Raw genomic sequence first — 17,473 nt, 5'->3', positions numbered from 1 at the left:
TGCATTCCAGGTCGGGCAGGAAAAAGCCCGCGGTAGCGGGCCAGCCGGAAGCAAGCACCCATCGTCGCTGAAGCGGCTCCCACACCAACCCTTCAATAAAGTCCCAGCCCCTCAATAAGTCACCGTCACCTTCACCACATCGCTGTACACACCAGCGCCAACGGCCGCTTGCATCGGCAGGCGGCCATACACCGTCAGTGTCTGCTCCGCGCCGGAACCCGTGCCCGTCGCCGTGTCGACGTTCAGCGATTCTCCCCAGCGCAGCGTGCGCTGGGTGTCACGGTAAAGCTCGTAGTTCACGAAGCCGGCCCCGGATGTCATTCGTCTCGTCGTGCCGGATGCGTTCTGTCCATTGTCCAGCCCCACCTGGTATGCCGCGCGGTTGGTGCAGGTCATGCGCAGCAACGAGGTCTGGTCGGTGTTCGTCTGCAGCAGGCCCGATACGCTGCCGAAGTTGAGATCGCTCGCCGTGGCGAGGGTACACAGGTTCGATACCGATGCCGTCACCGTCGAGGACGGCCCGGCCCCGCTGGCGCCACCGCCACCGCCACCGCCACTCTGGCAACTCGCCGGATACGTGCCGAGGCTGAGCAGCACCTCGTTGTAGCGATACGCGAGTCCGTTCGCGTTCAATCCTCCGGCAAGGGTCCCACTGTACGTGCCGCTCGACAACGTCGACTGGCCGGCGGGCACCCGTCCGTAGACGGTGACCGAGCCGGTGCGTGTCTGTGGGTTCGACAGGATGGTGAAGGTCAACTGGAAGGTCAGCGGCGTGTACGTCGCGTTTCCGATGGGACCCCACACATTGCTGCGTGGCGAATCCTTGTACAGCTGATACTGCATGCGATCGCTGTTGCCGTTGATGGCGGTGCGCGGCGAGACGTTGCCCAGGTCGTCCGGAGCGAGCCCGATGCATCCGGTGAGGTAGACCCCATAGAGGCCACCGAGCAGGCCGCCGCTGTACGTGCAGCTGTAGTCGATGGTCGCCGTACCATCGACGGTGCCGGACGTGGGGTCCACGGGGCCGAAGGCGAGCGTGGTGATCCCGGTGATCGTGCAGGTGGTCGTGGCTTCCGCCCGCGGTCCCGCCAGCAACGCGGCAAGCGCGATGACGATGACGGCCAGCCACTTCACGGCGTGCGGGACCGGCATGCCAGTGGGCCAAGATCGGGAAGGTTGTGTGCATGCGGGGGGTAGTCGAGCGTCGCCCTGCAATGGCCACCGCCTTGTATGCCCACATCCAGGATGGTGCTGCCTTCCAGGTTGTCGAGATAGACCATGCCGTCGTAACCGACGATGGCGTTTCCACCATCGCCCGTCGCGACCGTGGAACCCACGGGCAGGGGCGCGCCGGATTCGTCGACGAGCGTGGCCAGCGCGGCGCGCACCCGCTTCACGGGGAAGCGCACCATCACCCCGGAACGGTCCGCGGGCGCGATCGTCGCTTCGACGCGCTGCACACGGTCGTCGGCGGGCAGGTCGAGGGGATCGATGGCGAGGCGATTGTCCTGGTAGGCGTTCAGCCGCGAGACCAGTAGCAACCCACGGCTGTCGGTCACGCCGGTACGGCGATTCTCGAGCAGCACCGGCACGTCCGCTGCGCCTTCGGTCGTCACGAGGGCGAAGGCATCGTCGATGCGACGGGCGGCGAATACGTGCCCACCCATCAGCACGATCGCCCCGTTGGCGTCGGCATAGCTGTACGAGGACGGCCCCACATCGCTGGCACCGACCGTGATCTGGCCACGGTTGCCGAGCCAGCCCACTTCGCCAAGACCACCCGCATCCGCGCCCGAACGTCCTTGCACGTGCCATCCGAAGCCGCCGTCTCCGTCGATGGCGCGGCTGGCGTCGACCACGCCGAAGGTCCGTTCGCGGTCGCGCTGCATGGATGCGCTCAAGGTAGCGCGGAGATCCAACGCGACGGTCACGCCGATGAAAAAACTGCGATCCGAGGCATCGTCGAGGTTACGGTTGTAGCTGGCGCTCAACGATACGCCGCGACCGACGTTGCGCAGCGCGAACAGGCCGGCGTATCGCGAGATGGGTTGTCCGCTGTAGCGGAGCCGGACGAGGTTGGCGCCGAAACTGGATTCGCGCACGTTGAAGCCGATGAGCGCGCGATCGCTGACGCGTGGCGGGGGCGATCCATAGCCTGCGGCCACATCCCGGTAACGGACATCGCCACGCAACGTGTCGATCGACGCATTCATATAGTGTCCGTTCCATGCGTAGCCGAATCCATACTGCCGGCCGCCACCTCGGGACAGGGACAGTGACGCATTCAGGACGTGCGCCCCCACCGGGCTCCACACGCCGCCCGCGCCCGCGGTGCCGCGCCCGTCGCCTGCCTCGGCGTGCGATTCCAGGGTGAGCGTGTCGGAGACACCATGTCTCCACGTAGCGCTGCCGACAGGCGCGTCGCCGTACGAGAAGGAGTCGATGCCATAGGCCCGGCGTACCGTGCCGAGCTCCACCGACCAGTCATCCAGGCCTTCGCGCAGCAGTTGTCTCGCGGCATAGAAGGGGAACGTGACCGTGCTGCTGCGGCCGAGCGCGTCCGTGAGCACCACTTGCGCCTGACCGGCCTGGTCGATGCCGGGAACGGCGGTGAGCTGGAACGGGCCAGCCGGTACCTTGCCGCTGTACTGGCGGATGCCGTCGACATAAAGCTCCACCGACGACGGCGCCGTGGCCTCGCCGAAGAACTGGGGCAGGGGCGTCGTCACGCGATAGGGCTGGGTGGCGAAATCCGTGCCATAGGCGATTCCGCCGATACGCGTGGCCCGCGTCCAGGCGAGATAGCCGGTGAAGGTGTCGCCAACGGTCAGCACCTGCGCACGATCGGGGAACGAAAGACGCCACTGGGTATCCAGCCGCACGGAATCGCCCCGCCATCCCACGCCGTGGGATTGGTAACGACGGGTCAACGAGGTGGTGCTGAGCACGCCCAGGCCTTCGCTGAAGCCGCGCAACTCCGCGAGTCCACTGATGTTGCCCTCGCCACCACCGTGCGCGGCATAGATGTCGTAGTTGAGCAGGACACCGGTACCGCTGGTGGCGCGCAATGCGGGGCGTTCCTGTCGATTGAGGATGTGCGTGGGCAGGTGCAGGCGTTCGTTCGGTACCTGGATGTCCACCCGTTGCAGGCGCACATCGTAGGCATAGCGAAGACCCTCGATATCCGGCAGGCAGCGTTCGCCGTCACCGGGCGGCAGGATGAAACCCAGCCCGCGCAAGTCCCCGGCCAGCGCGCAAAGCGTCTCCCCGCGATGGATGAAATGCACGAGCTTCTCCGTCGACGAGCCATTGAGCACCACTTCGAGATAGAGGTCTTCTCCCGTGGTTCGCGTGCGCGGCATCACCGTGGGCGGAGGCGGGACGGGGGCCGGTTCGTTGGACAAGGCGTGGCTGTTGCCTGAGTCGAGCGCCAGGACACTAAGGGCCCCTAGGGTCAACGACCAGCGTCGATTCGGACGCGTCACCGTTGATCCTCGCGCGCAATACGCCGCCCCTCGGCACGTCCGCCGGAAGATTCCAGCGCATCGTCGAGTCCGGCAGGGCATAGCCGACCAGCCCGGACAGGAGCACGTTGCGCCGGTCCTCCGGCCCCTGCCAGGTCACGTCCGCGATTTGCGCATGGCCGTTTCCGCTGTTGTGTACGCGCAGGCTTGTACCCTCCGCCGTTTCTTCCCAGATGGTTTCCAACGCCGCTTTCGTCGCCGGGTCGCCGGCGGGGGCGAGGAAAACAGGGATGGAATAGCGCAGGACGAAGGTCAGTCCGCCCTTGGCGGCCATGCCCACCGGCAATTCGTCGACCAGGATGCGGTAGGCGGCTTCCACGCCGCCTGCCGGCGGCGTGGCCTGCCGAATCACGCGCACGAGCTGGCGGTCCCCCGGCTCGATGGCCACCATCGGTGGACTCACCACGAGGTCGCGCGACGGCGCCAGGACATCCTCGCCGTTCACCTGCGTCCAACGGAATACGCGGACCTGGGCCTGGACCGGGTCGTTGCCCGTGTTCGTCAGCCACAGCGCCTCGGCCGATGTCTTCGTCGCGAGGCGAAGGCCGATGGGCGTCACCTGCAATCCGCTGCCCGACGCCACCGGCGCCACGATGACCGCGATGGCCATCGCGGCAGCCTTCGCCACGCGGAGCGCCCATCGGCACACCGTCAGTACGTGATCGTGGCGGTGATGACGTCGGTGTAGCTGCCGGCGGTGAAATTGGTACTCGGCACGCGGCCGTAGACGGGGATGTTCTGCACGCTGCCGGTCCCCGTGCCCGCGTACACGTTGCCGCCCGCGCCGGTGGTGCTGCCCCAGACGTCGGCCGCGGTGCGCGTGGCGTTGCGGTAGAGCTGGTAAGGCACCAGGGCCGAGCCGTTGCTCATCTTGCGCGAGTTCGCATCGGTGCCGTTCTGGCCGTTGTCCAGCGCGATCGTGTAGGGAGCGCTGGGCGTGCAGTTCACGTTGAGCGCGCCCTGGTTGTCGACGTTGGTCGCGGTGGACGGCTGGCTGCCGAAGTTGACGTCGGTCGGTGCCGTCGTGGTGATGTCGCAAGCGGCGGTGATCGTGACACGCACGTTGAAGGTGGTCGTGGCGGTGGCGGCGTAGCCCACGGAACTGGTCGTGCCGAGGACGATGGCGACGGTGCCGGCGAACAGGCGGATGACAGGATGCATGGCGTGTCTCCCTGGTGGCGGAGCGGTCCGGCCGATCGGCACGGGTACGTCCGTCGGAAGCAAGGATCGGGGAAAGGCGAATGTGCCGGTGTGCATTTACGGCCCGCTTGCCGTATCGACCTATCGATGCCGAAAGAGCACAGATCGACTGGTGTCAAGGACTCTTGACAGAGCGGGGGAGGTCGCCGCATGATGATGTAAAGCGTGCTTGACACGCCTTCGGCCGCGCGACAGCGGTAGTCCGACTACATCCATCGGGGGAGTGGCGATGCGTGCCGTGCACAAGCGTTACCTGCGTGAATTCTTCCCGGCGATGCTGGCCTACGTGATCCTGCTCTTTCTTTCCGTCGGCTGGTTGAAAACGCTGGAAGGCAGTCTCGCGCGAACGCTGGTAACCCTGTTGCCCGTGTTGCCGATCGCCTTCGTCATCCGCGCGATGGTGCGCGTGATCCGCGACCAGGACGAGTTCGAACGTCGCATCGACCTTGAATCCATCGCTATCGCCGGCGGCATCGGTGCCTTCGGCTTCTTCACCTACGGCATGTTGCTCAACGCGCGGGTGATCGCCGCGCCGCCCGCCGAGGCGGTGGCGATCTGGGTGTTGCCGGTGCTGCTGGGTTGCTTCGGCGTGGTCAAGTGCGCCGTCCGCTTGTATTACCGTGCCCGATGAACAACCGCCTCCGTGAACTGCGAACGGCGTTCGGATGGTCGCAAGCCGATCTCGGCGAGAGACTGGACGTGTCCCGGCAAACGGTGAACGCGGTGGAAACCGGGAAATACGATCCCAGCCTGCCGCTCGCCTTCAAGATCGCGAAACTGTTCGAACTGCCCATCGAATCCATCTTTACCCCGGGGGAATGAGCGTATGAAACGAGCGCCACGGATCGCCGTCGTCATCGCGATCGTCGCCGCCGCCCTCTCGGGACGGCAATGGATGCATCACCGGACGGAAAAACCCGCGACGGAGGCGCCTGCCGCGACGCGTCCCGCGCCGCCGCGGGTATGGCAGCTCGGGTCGCTGGAACTGAAGCCGTGCGAACTGCCGCAGCCGCATTCGGGCTTGTCGACGGCGGCGTGGTGCGCGCCTTTCCAGGTGCCGGAGGATCGCGCGAATCCCAACGGCCGCAAGATCGCCTTGCGCCTGGCGATCGTCCGCAGCAGCGCGCAGGTGCCGGCCCCCGACATGGTCGCGTTCATCGCCGGTGGCCCGGGGCAGTCCGCCGCCGAAAGCTATCCGGCGATCGCGCCGGCGATGGCGCCGCTGCTGGCGCACCGCAACCTGCTCCTGCTCGACCAGCGCGGTACCGGCGGATCGCATCCGTTGAGCTGCCGCGAAGACGAACTGGGCGTGCCCGGCGGCGCGGAGGAAACGCATGGCTTCGATGCCGAGGCCGTGCGCAAGGAAACCCGCCACTGCCTGGAGCAGCTCTCGAAGGACGCCGACGTGCGCTTCTATACGACCACGGATGCCGTGGCGGATTTGGAGGACGTGCGGCGCGCGCTGGGTTCACCGAAGTTCGACCTGCTCGGCGTGTCGTATGGCACCCGCGTGGCCCAGCAATACGCGATGCGGCACCCGGACGGCCTGCGAACGTTGATCCTCGATGGGATCGCGCCTAACTCGCTCGTGCTGGGCGAGGATTTCGCGGTCAACCTGGATGCCGCGCTGAAGGCGCAGTTCGCCCGCTGCGAAGCTGACGAGGCGTGTCGCGCGCGTTTCAGCGATCCGTACCAGACGCTCTACCAGCTGCGTGACGCCCTGCGCGCCAACCCGCACAAGGTGAGTTTCCGCGACCCGCAGAACTACGCGTCAGTGCAGCGCGTGTTGAGCGAAGTCTCCCTGGCCACCGTCGTACGCATGTTCGCCTACTCCCCGGAAACCGCCGCCTTGTTGCCGTTGTCGATCGACGCCGCCGCGCGCGGCGATGTCGGGCCGTTGCTGGGCCAGGCGAAACTGCTCACCGGTGATCTTGGCGACACCATGGACGGCGGCATGCAGTACTCCGTGATCTGTTCCGAAGACGCCGACCTGTTGCAACCGCGACCGCAGGACAAGGACACCATCCTCGGTGACACGATGATCGAAGCCTTTCGTGCGGCGTGTTCGGTCTGGCCTCACGGCGTTCGTCCGGCGGATTTCCACGAGCCGTTGAAAAGCGACGTGCCCACCCTGTTGATGTCCGGCGAGTTCGATCCCGTGACACCACCGCGTTATGGCGACGAGGTGGTGAAGGGATTGCCGAACGGGCGCCACGTCGTGCTGAAGGGGCAGGGCCACAACGTGGTCGCGCGGGGTTGCATGCCCCGCCTGCTCGACCGTTTCATCGACAAGGCGGATGCGAAGGGCCTCGACACGTCGTGCCTGGATCGCCTCAAGCCCTTGCCTGTCTTCGTCGGATTCAACGGAGCCACCCCATGATCGAGGTCAAGGACCTGCACAAGGCGTTCGGCGAGGTACGCGCCGTGAACGGCGTGAGCTTCACCGCGCGCGATGGCGAGATCACCGGCCTGCTCGGCCCCAATGGCGCGGGAAAGACCACCACGCTGCGCATGCTCTACACCTTGATGACGCCGGATGCCGGCCAGGTGCTGGTCGACGGCGTGGACGCGGCGGTCGATCCGCTCGCCGTCCGCCGCCAGCTCGGCGTGTTGCCCGATGCGCGGGGGCTCTACAAGCGCCTGACCGCGACGGAGAACATCGATTACTTCGGCCGCCTGCACGGCATGGAACCCGGGCTGCTCCGCCAGCGTCGCGAGGCCCTGATCGATGCGCTGGAGATGCGTGACATCGCCACGCGGCGTACCGAGGGTTTTTCCCAGGGGCAGCGGGTCAAGACCGCGATCGCCCGCGCCCTGGTGCACGACCCGCGCAACGTACTGCTCGACGAACCGACCAACGGCCTGGACGTGATGGCGACGCGTGCGATGCGCCGTTTCATGCGGGAACTGAAAGACGAGGGGCGCTGCGTGCTTTTCTCCAGCCACATCATGCAGGAGGTGGCCGCCTTGTGCGACCGCATCGTCGTGATCGCCCATGGACGTGTCGTCGCCGATGAGGCCCCCTCCGCCTTGCTCGCGCAAACCGGCGAAACCAGCCTCGAGGATGCCTTCGTGAAGATCATCGGTACCGATGAAGGACTCGCCGCATGAGCGCCTTCATCGCTGTTTACTGGAAGGAAGTGCGGGAGAACCTCCGCGATCGCCGCACGCTCGTCAATGCGCTGATCACCGGTCCCTTGCTGGGACCGGTCATGTTCATCATGCTGATGAACGTGATGGTCAACCGCGAACTGGCCAAGTCCGACCGGCCGATCTCCGTGCCGGTGATCGGTGCGGATGTCGCACCGAACCTCGTCGCCGCGTTGAAGGGCGCGGGCATCGATGCGGACCCGGCCGTGCCCGATCCTGAGAACGCGGTGCGCGAGCAGCGCGCCGACATCGTGCTGCGCATCTCGCCGGAATACGCCCAGGCATGGAGCAAGGGCCAGGCTGTGCAGGTGGAGCTGATCTACGATTCCTCGCGGCGCGATGCGTCCACGCCGGTGGCGCGCGTGCGCAGCGTGGTCGAGTCATACGGAAAACGCGAAGGTGCGATGCGGTTGATCGCGCGAGGCCTGTCACCGACCACGGCGTGGCCGGTGCAGGTGGCCGATAGGGACCAGGCCACGTCGCAATCGCGCTCGGCGCTGATGTTTTCCTTCCTGCCGTATTTCTTCGTGCTCACGGTCTTTCTTGGGGGCATGTACCTGGCCATCGACCTCACCGCCGGCGAGCGCGAACGTCAGTCGTTGGAGCCATTGTTCGTGAATCCCGTGGCACGCTGGAAGATCCTGGCGGGAAAGCTCGCGGCGATCTGCACTTTTTCGCTGGTGAGCCTCCTGCTCAGCGTGGCGGCGTTCGCCACCGCACCCTTGTTCATCCCGGTGGAGAAGCTGGGCATCGCGCTGGACCTCGGGCTGCGGTTCGGTTCACAGGTGGTGTTGCTGATGCTGCCCTTGATCGTGCTGCTGGCGGCATTGCAGTCGCTCGTATCGGCGTTCGCCAAGAGCTACCGCGAGGCGCAGACCTATCTGTCGATCCTGATGATCATCCCGGTGTTGCCGAGCGCCCTGCTTTCGGTGATCCCCGTGCGTGCGGAGCCGTGGATGTATGCGGTGCCATTGCTCGGGCAGAACCTGGGCATCGTGCAATTGCTGCGCGGGGACGGTGTGCCCGGGTGGCAACTCGGCCTGTGTCTCGCCGGCGGTTTCGCCGCGGCCGTTGTGGCGGTATGGGGCACGGCTCTGCTGTACCGGTCGGAGCGCCTGGCGATTTCCGGCTAAGAGCATCGCCGCTGAAGCGGCTCCCACAACAGGCGCATCCGCGCATCGCCGACAGGGTCGGCTCCCACCAGGCCCCGCATGCTCTAAGGACCTGCATGCTCTGGTGGGAGCCGACCCTGTCGGCGGTAAGCCAGGCAAAGGCAGGTCTTGGTGGGAGCCGACCCTGTCGGCGATACACGTTTCCTCACCACCTCCAGCAGAACAAGCAGCATTTCCCCTCAAGAGAGCCAAGGCCACTGTGGGAGCCGCTTCAGCGGCGACAGCTCGTCAACCTCACCGCCACCGCACATCCACCCCCACCAGGAACGTCCGCCCCGGCGACGGCTCGTAATACCGTCCATTCCCATCGTTGACGATCACCGACCCGATCACATGCCGGTCGGCCAGATTGTCCACGCGGGCGAAGGTGTTCACCCGCCAGGGCCCCTGGTCGAACACGTATCCGCCGGACATACCGAACAACGCATACCCCGGCGCCGATTCCGTGCCCAGGTCGTTCACCGACGTCGCACCCATGGCATTCATGTCCAGCCCCGCCTGCCACCCGCGCTCGCCGCCGTACTTCAGCGCCGCATAACCCGTCGAACGCGGCACACCCGGAATACGCGTGCCGGCCTGCACCGATGTATCCGGGGCGGGACAGCCCGCCGCCACACACGTGAGGAAGGGTGTGCGGAAGGTCGCCTGCAAGTGCGTGTACGACGCGACGAACCGAAGGTTCCGCGCAAGCCCGGCACTGAACGAAGCCTCGATTCCCTGTCGCCGCGACCGCGCGATGTTCTGGTAGGTGGTGCGGCCGCCGAGATTGGTCGCCACCGCCAGTTCATCGTCGCTGTCCGCGCGGAACACGGCGAGCCCCGTCTCGATGCCATCGGCGGGACGCAACTTCAGGCCCAGCTCCGCGTTGTGCGATCGCGAAGGCTTGAGGTCGAAGGCCAGGCCCGCACCGCGATCGGCACGGTAGCCGAGTTCCGAGAAGGTCGGCGTCTCGAAGCCGCGGCCCCAGTTCGCGTACACGTGCATCCACGGTACCGCACGCCAGAGCACGCCAAACACGGGCGTGGTCGCGCTGTACTTCACCGTGCCGCTGTCGTCGGGATTGCCCGGCGCGATGTAGTGATCGGTGGAACGAAAGCGTACGTCGCTGTGCCGGACACCGCCCATCAGGCTCCAGTCGTCGGCGATGCGCCACGTCGCCTGGGCGTACTGGTCGAAGTCGAAGACACGGTCGATCTCGTCGCGACGCTTGTCGCCGCGGACGCCGAGCGTGCCGCCGACGAAGTTGTTGTAGCCCTGGCGGTGTTGTTCCTGATTGTCGTACGCCATGCCAGCGGCCAGTTCGAACGGCCGTCCGGCCAGCGTATCGCGCCAGGTCCAGCGCACGTCGCCTCCGCCGTATTCGTTGTCGAGGTCCACGACGCCGCCGGAGTTTCCCGGTTGGGCGACTTGTGTCGCCACCGGAATCGACAGGTATTGCGTGACCCCGCGCTGGCCGTAGTAGCCCATCACGCGCAGGCTGTTGGCGTCGTCGATGCGCTGGTCGTAGATCAGGCCCGCCTGCTGCTGGTCGGCCGACTTGCGGGTATCGAACGTGTTCGCCACGGCGGCGACCTGGCGCGGATCGGCCCGGTACTGCGCCCGGGTGAGTCCCAGCGGGTCCTGGGCGTCGGGTACGTCCAACGTGTTGACCACGAGGGTCAGCCTGGCATCGTCGTCGATCTTCCAGCCGATCTTCGCGTTGCCCGACTCGCGCCGCGCGGCGCTGTGGTCGCGATAGCCGCTGGTACGGAAGTGGGTGAAGTCGACGTTGTAGTCGACCGGCCCGTCCACGCCGCGCGCGTTCACCGAAGCGCGGAGATTGCCGTTGCTGCCGCCGGCGATGCCGAAGCGCAGTTCCGGTGGCTCGGTGCCGTCGGCGGTGAAAAGTTGCACCACACCCCCCGACGCGTTCCCGTAGAGGGCGGAGAAGGGTCCGCGCAATACCTCGACGCGGTCCGCCGAGTCGAGGTTGAAGTGCGACACCTGGCCCTGGCCGTCCGGCATGCTCGCCGGGATGCCGTCGGTGTAGAGCCGCACCCCCCGGATGCCGAAGGTGGAGCGTGCTCCGAAACCGCGGATCGATACCTGGGTATCCTGCGCGTAATTCTGGCGGTCGCGGGCGACGATGCCCGGGATCGCCTGCACGCGCTCGGACAGGTTCACGTCGAGCGATCCGTCCGGCGGCGTGGCGACCACGTCGATGGCGGCGGGGATGTCGTAGGGCGACTGCGCCGTACGGGTGGCGGTGACCACGACGGGCGCGAGTTGCGCATCCTGGGCGGCCACGCCGGAGGCCAGCGCGATGAAGATGCCGCCCGCCAGCGGGCGGAGGTGGGGAGGGCGCATGTGGGGTTCCCTGGGGTGGGGCGGACAGGATGCCGAAGGGATTGTATGCATAAGCTCACGATCCGGCTCGCCTCCTGCGCGGTCGTCGCTGAAGCGCTTCCACACACGTGTTAGCCTTCCCGCCCACGTCCCCTACCTTCCGGTGTCGCCATGAAGAAGCTCGCTTTCGCCTGCGTTGGACTGCTCGGTCTCGCGTTCGCGCACACCACCCTCGCCGCCGACGCGGACCAGCCCGCCCGGGCGACGCCGCCGGCCAGTGCCGGGCAGCTCACCGCCGCCGAACTGGACAAGGCGATCGCCGGCAGCTGGCGCTCTCCGGAGAACAAGGCGCGCGACGCATACCGTCATCCGCGCGAGATGCTGACCTTTTTCGGCATCCGTCCGGATATGACCGTGATCGAGATCTGGCCCTCGGGTGGCTGGTTCACCGAGATCCTCGCGCCGTTCCTCCACGACAACGGCCATTACATCGGTGCGGTCGAGAAGGGCTCGAAGAGCACGGCGGCGTTGCAGAAGAAGTTCTCCTTCGCGCCGGCCCAGTACGGAAACGCGAAGATCGTGGAGTTCAACCACAAGGCGCCCGTGCTCGGTGCACCGGGTTCGGCCGACATGGTGCTGACCTTCCGCAACGTGCACAACTGGGCCGCCGACGGCAGCGCCGAGGCGATGTTCAAGTCCTTTTTCACCGTGCTCAAGCCCGGCGGCGTGCTCGGCGTGGAAGACCATCGGGCGGATGCGGGGAAGAAGCTCGACGAGGTCGTGAACTCCGGCTACCTGCCGACCGACTACGTCATCAAGCTGGCGACCGATGCGGGCTTCAAGCTCGATGCGCAAAGCGAGATCAATGCGAACCCGAAGGACGACCACAACCATCCCAAGGGCGTGTGGACGTTACCACCGACGCTGGACATGGGCGAGACGGACAAGGCCAAGTGGCAGGCGATCGGTGAATCCGACCGCATGACCCTGCGCTTCGTGAAGCCCGCCACCGCCAAGTAAGGTGCTGGTCGCGTTGAACAAGCCCTTCGGGGTCCTCTGCCAGTTCACCGACGAAGCCGGCCGGCGCACGCTGGCCGACTTCGTGCCGCAGAAGGACGTGTACGCGGCGGGGCGGCTGGACCACGACAGCGAAGGGCTGTTGTTGCTCACCGACGATGGCAAGTTGCAGCACCGGCTGGCCGACCCGAAGCACAAGCAGCCGAAGACCTATGTGGTCCAGGTGGAGGGCGTGCCGACGGAAGATGCACTCGAACGGCTGCGGCGCGGCGTGATGCTGAAGGACGGGCCGACGTTGCCGGCGGTGGTGGAAGCCATCGGTGAGCCGGATTGGCTATGGCCGCGCGATCCGCCGGTGCGGTTTCGCAAGACGGTACCTGACGCATGGCTGCGCGTCGTGCTGCGTGAGGGGCGGAATCGCCAGGTGCGGAGAATGACCGCGGCGGTGGGGTTGCCGACGTTGCGGCTGGTGCGCGAGGCGGTGGGGGATTACCGGCTGGATGGGTTGGGGGTCGGGCAGGTACGGGTGATCGATTCCCGGGTGGCTCGCTGACGTAGGGATCGCCGCTGAAGCGGCTCCCACAAGAAGCATCGCCGACAGGTGGTGGCACTTCACCACTCCGCCACGGACCCATCCGGATGCCGCCATAGCGGGTTCCGCCAGTCGGCCACTTCCCGGCTGCGCTCGATCAACAGCTCCTCGTTCACCTCGATGCCCAGGCCCGGACCGCTGAACGGCAACGCATAGCCGCCATCGTCCAACGCGAGCGCGTCCTTGTTGAGGACGTAATCGAGGACCTCGCCGCCCTTGTTGTAGTGGATGCCGATACTCTGTTCCTGCAGCGTGGCATTCCAGCTGACGAAGTCCACGTGCAGGCAAGAGGCGAGCGCGATCGGTCCCAACGGGCAATGCGGCGCCAGGGCCACGTCGTACGCTTCGGCCATCGCGGCGATCTTCACGCATTCGGTGATGCCGCCGGCGTGCGAGAGATCCGGTTGCAGGATCGAGATGCCACCGCGTTCCAGCACGCTCTTGAATTCGAAACGCGAGTACATGCGTTCGCCCGCGGCGATGGGAATCGACGTGTGCGCCGCGATGCGCGGGTAGTACTCGGCTTGCTCGGCGAGCACCGGTTCCTCGATGAACAAGGGGCGGAACGGTTCCAGTTCCTTGACCAGCACCTTGGCCATCGGCGCGGATACCCGGCCATGGAAGTCGAGCCCGAATTCGATGGTGTTGCCGAAGGCCTCGCGGATCTCGGCCACGCGCGCCACCGCCGCGTCCACCGCCTTGCTCGAACCGATGATGCCCATTTCCTCGCACCCGTTCATCTTGAACGTGTCGAAACCATGGGCTAAGCGCTCGCGGATCTGCGCGATGACATCGGCCGGGCGGTCACCGCCCACCCAGCAATAGGTCTTCATGCGATCGCGTACGCGGCCACCGAGCAGCTCGTACACCGGAGCGTTCAACACCTTGCCCTTGATGTCCCACAGGGCCTGGTCGATGCCGGCGATGGCGCTCATGAAGACGGCGCCACCGCGATAGAAACCGCCGCGATACATCGCCTGCCAGAGGTCGTTGATGCGGGACGGGTCCTTGCCGACGACGTACTCGGAAAGTTCGTGCACCGCCGCCTCGACGGTGCGCGCACGGCCTTCCACCACGGGCTCGCCCCAACCGACGACGCCTTCGTCGGTTTCCATCTTGAGGAACATCCAGCGGGGCGGGACGCGATACGTGGTGATCTTGGTGATCTTCATGCTCAGACCGAACGATAGGCTTTGACGAAGGCGTTCGCGCGCTCACGCGTCCGCGACACGGGTTGCCCCGCTTTATACAGGTCGCCGCCCAATCCCGCACCGATGCAGCCCGCGTCGAGGAACTGGCCGATGTTCTCCGGCGTGACACCACCCACGGCCAGCAACGGCAAATCGGGCGGAAGCACGGCGCGGATGGCTTTCACGTAGCCGGGGCCCCATTGCGCGGCGGGAAACAACTTCAGCGACTGCGCGCCCGCGGCGATGGCCGCGAAAGCTTCGCTTGGCGTACTGAAGCCGATGGAGGTGTACATCCCGCGTTCGCGGCCGCGGCGGATCACCGCGGGGTCGGTATTGGGCGTCACCAGCAGGTGGCCCCCCAGGTCGGCCACGGCGTCGACCGCGTCCGGCGTCAGCACCGTGCCCGCACCGACCAGTGCCCGGGTACCGGCGACTTCCAGCGCCATGGGGATGCTGCGTTGCCAGTCGGGCGAGTTGAGCGGCACCTCGATGGCGTCGAATCCCGCTTCGAGCAGGGCCTCGACGTGGCCGACGATGTCGTCCGGCGTGATGCCGCGAAGGATGGCGATGAGGGGAAGCGCAGTCGGCCAGGCCATGGGGTCACTCGTGATAGAGCTGGGAACGGCCGCCGTCGACGCGGATGTCGGCGGCGTTGATATAGCGCGCTTCGTCGGAAGCGAGGAACAGCGCAGTATAGGCAATCTCCTCCGGCTCGCCGATGCGCTTGTTGGGCAGGATCTCGGTCTGTCGACGGCGTTCCGCCTCGGGATCGGCAGCCGCGGCGAAGCCGGCCTCGGCGATGGCGGTCAGCACCAGGCCCGGGGAAATCGAGTTCACGCGAATGCCGTGCGCGGCGTACTCGATGCCCAGCGCCTTGGTCAGCCCGATCAATCCATGCTTCGCCACGGGATAGGGGAAGCAGTGCGGGACGATCTTGTGCCCGTGCACCGAGGCGATGTTGACGATGCTGCCGCGACCGAGTCCGAGCATGCCCGGCAGCACGGCCTTCGCGCAGTTCCAGGCACCCTTGAGGTCCACCTCGAAGCAACGCGTCCATTCGTCGTCGCTCAGGGACAGCGGATCGTTGAACACGTTGATGCCGGCGTTGTTGACCAGGACGTCGGGTGCGCCGAAGCGTTCCGTCGCGGCGTCGACCATGCGCCGTACCGCCGCCGGATCGGTCACGTCGGCTTCGAACAGCATGGCGTCCTGGGTGTCGAGGCCGGCCAGCGTGGCACGCGCCTGCGCGTTGTCCTGAATCACGTTGAGCACGATCTTCGCGCCGTGGGCGGCGAACAGCGCGGCCGTCGCGGCACCGATGCCCTGTGTGGCGCCGGTGACGATGGCCACCTTGCCCGCGAGGCGTGGCAAGGGCGTGGTGCGCGGATCGGCCTTCGTCGTGCCGGTCATGCGCCCGATCCGTGACCGTAACGCGCCTCGGGCAAGCCGCGACCGCGAGGTGGCGTGCCGATGAAGATCGCGCCGTTCGTGGGTTCGTCGGCGATCACGGTGTCCTTCAAGCCCTTGTGCGCCGAGGTGACCACCATGCGATCGAGCGCGGCGCCGGCGAAGGTGACGCAACTCGGCTGACGCGCGGGCAGGTCGATGACCGCGTCCACGCGGCCATCGGGCGCGTAGCGCAGCACGCGCGAGCCACCCCACTGCGCGTTCCAGAGGAAGCCCTCGGCGTCGATGGTCGAGCCGTCCGGTTCAATGCCCTGGTCCAGTTGGGCGAAGACATGGATGCGGTCGATCTCGCCGGTCGCCGCATCATAGTCGCAGGCCATGATCTGCGCCGTGGGCGAGTCGGTGAAGTACATCGTCGCGCCGTCCGGGCTGAAACAGATGCTGTTGGTGATGGCCGCCTTCGGCAGGGCCAGCCGGTCGAGCCTGCCGTCGTGCGTATAGCGCCAGAACGATGCCACCTTCTCCGGACCACGCTCGTTGAGGGTGCCGAAGATGAAGTTGCCGCCACGGTCGCAGCGGCCGTCGTTGGTGCGCGTGCCGGGCAAGTCGGGCTCGACGTCCTCGAGCACGTGCAAGGTGCCGTCGCGGGTGTCGTAGCGGGCGAGTTGCTTCTCCAGCGCGAGCAGGAGCACGCCGGGCTGGTGGGTGAGGGCGAAGCAGCACAGGCGCGCCGGAAGCTTCCAGTCCTTCACGACGCCCGTGGCCGGGTCGTACGAGAACAGCTGCGAAGTGGCGATGTCGGTCCAGCGGACCAGGCCTGCCATGTCGTCCCAGATCACGCCCTCGGCATGGGCCTGGCGGTGGGAGGAGAGCGGTTTGAAGGTGTCGGTCATCAGCGGGATTGCCTGCGGTTCTTGAGCTGGTCCACGAGCACGGCGATTAGCAGGATCGCACCGCGGACCAGGTACTGGTAGAAGGCGTCGATGTTCATGAGGCTCATCGCATTCTGCACGGTGCCCATGATGAGGACGCCAACGAGCACGCCGCTGATGCTCGCACGGCCGCCCATCAGGGAGACGCCGCCCAGCACGCACGCGGAAATGACGTTGAGCTCGAAGCCCTCGCCCGCGTTGGGCTGGCCACTCGTCATGCGCGAGGCGAGGATGATGCCGGCCAGCGCGGCGACCAGGCCCTGGATGAGGAAGATGGCGATGCGAACACGATCCACCGCCACGCCGGCGAGGCGTGCGGCATCGGGATTGCCGCCGATGGCCAGCGTGTTACGCCCGTAGATGGTCTTGTTGAGCAGCACGCCGAAGACGACGAAGCAGGCCAGGGTGACCCATACCGGCACCGGCAGGCTGAGGAACTCGGCGCTGCCCAAGGTGAAGAAGGCCTCGCTGGTGACACCCACGGCCTGGCCGTGCGAGGCGATGAAGGCCAGCCCGCGCACGATTTCCATGGTGGCCAGCGTGGTGATCAGTGCGTTGATCTTGAGCTTGGCGATGACGGCGCCGTTGACGAAGCCGACCAGCGCACCCGCGACCAGGCTGGCGCCGATGCCTATCACCACGCTGCCCGTGGCGTTGGAAACGATCGCGCAGAACACGCCGGCGAAGGCCACCGTCGAACCCACCGAGAGATCGAAGTCGCGCGATGCCAGGCAGAACATCATGGTGCAGGCGACCATGCCGATCTGCGACACGGACAGGGCCAGGCCGACCACGTTGTCCCATGAGAAGAAGTACTGCACGGTCATGCTCAGCACGGCGAACAGCACGACGAAGATGCCGATCAGGCTGTAGTCGTCGACGACCTGCCAGAGCAGGGCGCGGCGGTGGGCCTCGGGCGTCTCGCGGGTCGCGGCGATGGCGGCGGCGTTGGACTCGGTCATGG

The 17,473-nt window shown here is 66.6% G+C and carries 17 protein-coding genes; 7 read left to right on the top strand and 10 right to left on the bottom strand.

The annotated features are described in order from the left end of the window. Positions 1-111: 111 nt before the first annotated feature. From ACN9M2_RS17190 to ACN9M2_RS17175, 4 genes are read right to left on the bottom strand one after another with little or no spacing between them, the layout of a single operon-like run. The gene (locus ACN9M2_RS17190; protein WP_426285837.1) at positions 112-1,152 is read right to left on the bottom strand and encodes a Csu type fimbrial protein; all 1,041 of its coding nucleotides are present in this window, start codon (positions 1,150-1,152) and stop codon (positions 112-114) included. Then, entirely contained in the window at positions 1,131-3,485 is a 2,355-nt protein-coding gene (locus tag ACN9M2_RS17185; RefSeq protein ID WP_426285836.1) for a fimbria/pilus outer membrane usher protein, read from the bottom strand. The genes ACN9M2_RS17190 and ACN9M2_RS17185 overlap by 22 nt, the downstream gene beginning before the upstream one ends. Then, positions 3,439-4,134 carry a fimbrial biogenesis chaperone gene (locus ACN9M2_RS17180; protein WP_426285835.1) on the bottom strand — a complete coding sequence of 232 codons (696 nt, stop codon included), beginning with the start codon at positions 4,132-4,134 and terminating at the stop codon, positions 3,439-3,441. Before ACN9M2_RS17180 ends, ACN9M2_RS17185 begins: the two co-directional genes overlap by 47 nt. 41 nt (positions 4,135-4,175) lie before the next feature. Then, positions 4,176-4,685, bottom strand: coding sequence for a Csu type fimbrial protein (locus tag ACN9M2_RS17175; RefSeq protein WP_426285834.1), 510 nt, complete (start codon positions 4,683-4,685; stop codon positions 4,176-4,178). Positions 4,686-4,953: 268 nt separating this feature from the next. Here ACN9M2_RS17175 and ACN9M2_RS17170 point away from each other — a divergent pair, with 268 nt between their 5' ends. Genes ACN9M2_RS17170 through ACN9M2_RS17150 form a run of 5 tightly spaced genes read left to right on the top strand, consistent with a single transcriptional unit; the run spans position 4,954 to position 9,007 of the window. Continuing rightward, a complete protein-coding gene (locus ACN9M2_RS17170) occupies positions 4,954-5,355 on the top strand; it encodes a hypothetical protein (protein ID WP_426285833.1) in 402 nt (133 codons plus the stop codon). Beyond that, positions 5,352-5,546 (top strand): helix-turn-helix transcriptional regulator, encoded by a 195-nt coding sequence (locus tag ACN9M2_RS17165; RefSeq protein WP_426285832.1) that lies wholly within the window; start codon positions 5,352-5,354, stop codon positions 5,544-5,546. Before ACN9M2_RS17170 ends, ACN9M2_RS17165 begins: the two co-directional genes overlap by 4 nt. Before the next feature lie 4 nt (positions 5,547-5,550). Further along, on the top strand, positions 5,551-7,104 hold the full coding sequence (locus ACN9M2_RS17160; protein WP_426285831.1) for an alpha/beta hydrolase: 1,554 nt from the start codon (positions 5,551-5,553) through the stop codon (positions 7,102-7,104). After that, a complete protein-coding gene (locus ACN9M2_RS17155; protein WP_426285830.1) occupies positions 7,101-7,835 on the top strand; it encodes an ATP-binding cassette domain-containing protein in 735 nt (244 codons plus the stop codon). Before ACN9M2_RS17160 ends, ACN9M2_RS17155 begins: the two co-directional genes overlap by 4 nt. After that, entirely contained in the window at positions 7,832-9,007 is a 1,176-nt protein-coding gene (locus tag ACN9M2_RS17150) for an ABC transporter permease (RefSeq protein ID WP_426285829.1), read from the top strand. Before ACN9M2_RS17155 ends, ACN9M2_RS17150 begins: the two co-directional genes overlap by 4 nt. A gap of 273 nt (positions 9,008-9,280) precedes the next feature. Here ACN9M2_RS17150 and ACN9M2_RS17145 read toward each other — a convergent pair whose 3' ends face one another. Then, positions 9,281-11,392, bottom strand: a complete 2,112-nt coding sequence (locus tag ACN9M2_RS17145) for a TonB-dependent receptor family protein (RefSeq protein WP_426285828.1) — start codon at positions 11,390-11,392, stop codon at positions 9,281-9,283. Positions 11,393-11,542: 150 nt separating this feature from the next. Here ACN9M2_RS17145 and ACN9M2_RS17140 point away from each other — a divergent pair, with 150 nt between their 5' ends. Both ACN9M2_RS17140 and ACN9M2_RS17135 read left to right on the top strand, forming a co-directional pair. Then, on the top strand, positions 11,543-12,391 hold the full coding sequence (locus ACN9M2_RS17140; RefSeq protein ID WP_426285827.1) for a class I SAM-dependent methyltransferase: 849 nt from the start codon (positions 11,543-11,545) through the stop codon (positions 12,389-12,391). Position 12,392: 1 nt separating this feature from the next. After that, the gene (locus ACN9M2_RS17135) at positions 12,393-12,941 is read left to right on the top strand and encodes a pseudouridine synthase (RefSeq protein WP_426285826.1); all 549 of its coding nucleotides are present in this window, start codon (positions 12,393-12,395) and stop codon (positions 12,939-12,941) included. Positions 12,942-13,000: 59 nt separating this feature from the next. Here ACN9M2_RS17135 and dgoD read toward each other — a convergent pair whose 3' ends face one another. The 5 genes from dgoD to araH are packed head-to-tail and all read right to left on the bottom strand — an operon-like array spanning position 13,001 to position 17,471. Then, a complete protein-coding gene (gene dgoD / locus ACN9M2_RS17130; protein WP_426285825.1) occupies positions 13,001-14,152 on the bottom strand; it encodes a galactonate dehydratase in 1,152 nt (383 codons plus the stop codon). A 2-nt stretch (positions 14,153-14,154) separates the two neighbouring features. Continuing rightward, positions 14,155-14,781 (bottom strand): 2-dehydro-3-deoxy-6-phosphogalactonate aldolase, encoded by a 627-nt coding sequence (locus ACN9M2_RS17125; protein ID WP_426287944.1) that lies wholly within the window; start codon positions 14,779-14,781, stop codon positions 14,155-14,157. Continuing rightward, positions 14,771-15,580, bottom strand: a complete 810-nt coding sequence (locus ACN9M2_RS17120; protein ID WP_426285824.1) for an SDR family oxidoreductase — start codon at positions 15,578-15,580, stop codon at positions 14,771-14,773. Before ACN9M2_RS17120 ends, ACN9M2_RS17125 begins: the two co-directional genes overlap by 11 nt. Next, on the bottom strand, positions 15,577-16,470 hold the full coding sequence (locus ACN9M2_RS17115; RefSeq protein WP_426285823.1) for an SMP-30/gluconolactonase/LRE family protein: 894 nt from the start codon (positions 16,468-16,470) through the stop codon (positions 15,577-15,579). The genes ACN9M2_RS17120 and ACN9M2_RS17115 overlap by 4 nt, the downstream gene beginning before the upstream one ends. Continuing rightward, complete coding sequence (gene araH / locus ACN9M2_RS17110; RefSeq protein WP_426285822.1) at positions 16,470-17,471, bottom strand: L-arabinose ABC transporter permease AraH; 1,002 nt, start codon at positions 17,469-17,471, stop codon at positions 16,470-16,472. Before araH ends, ACN9M2_RS17115 begins: the two co-directional genes overlap by 1 nt. Between the last annotated feature and the right edge of the window lie 2 nt (positions 17,472-17,473).

The sequence above is a fragment of the Luteibacter sp. E-22 genome, assembly GCF_049913125.1.
Taxonomy (GTDB): Bacteria; Pseudomonadota; Gammaproteobacteria; order Xanthomonadales; family Rhodanobacteraceae; genus Luteibacter.
Note: the sequence above shows the minus strand (reverse complement) of the source record. Positions and strands in the feature narration are given on the sequence as shown.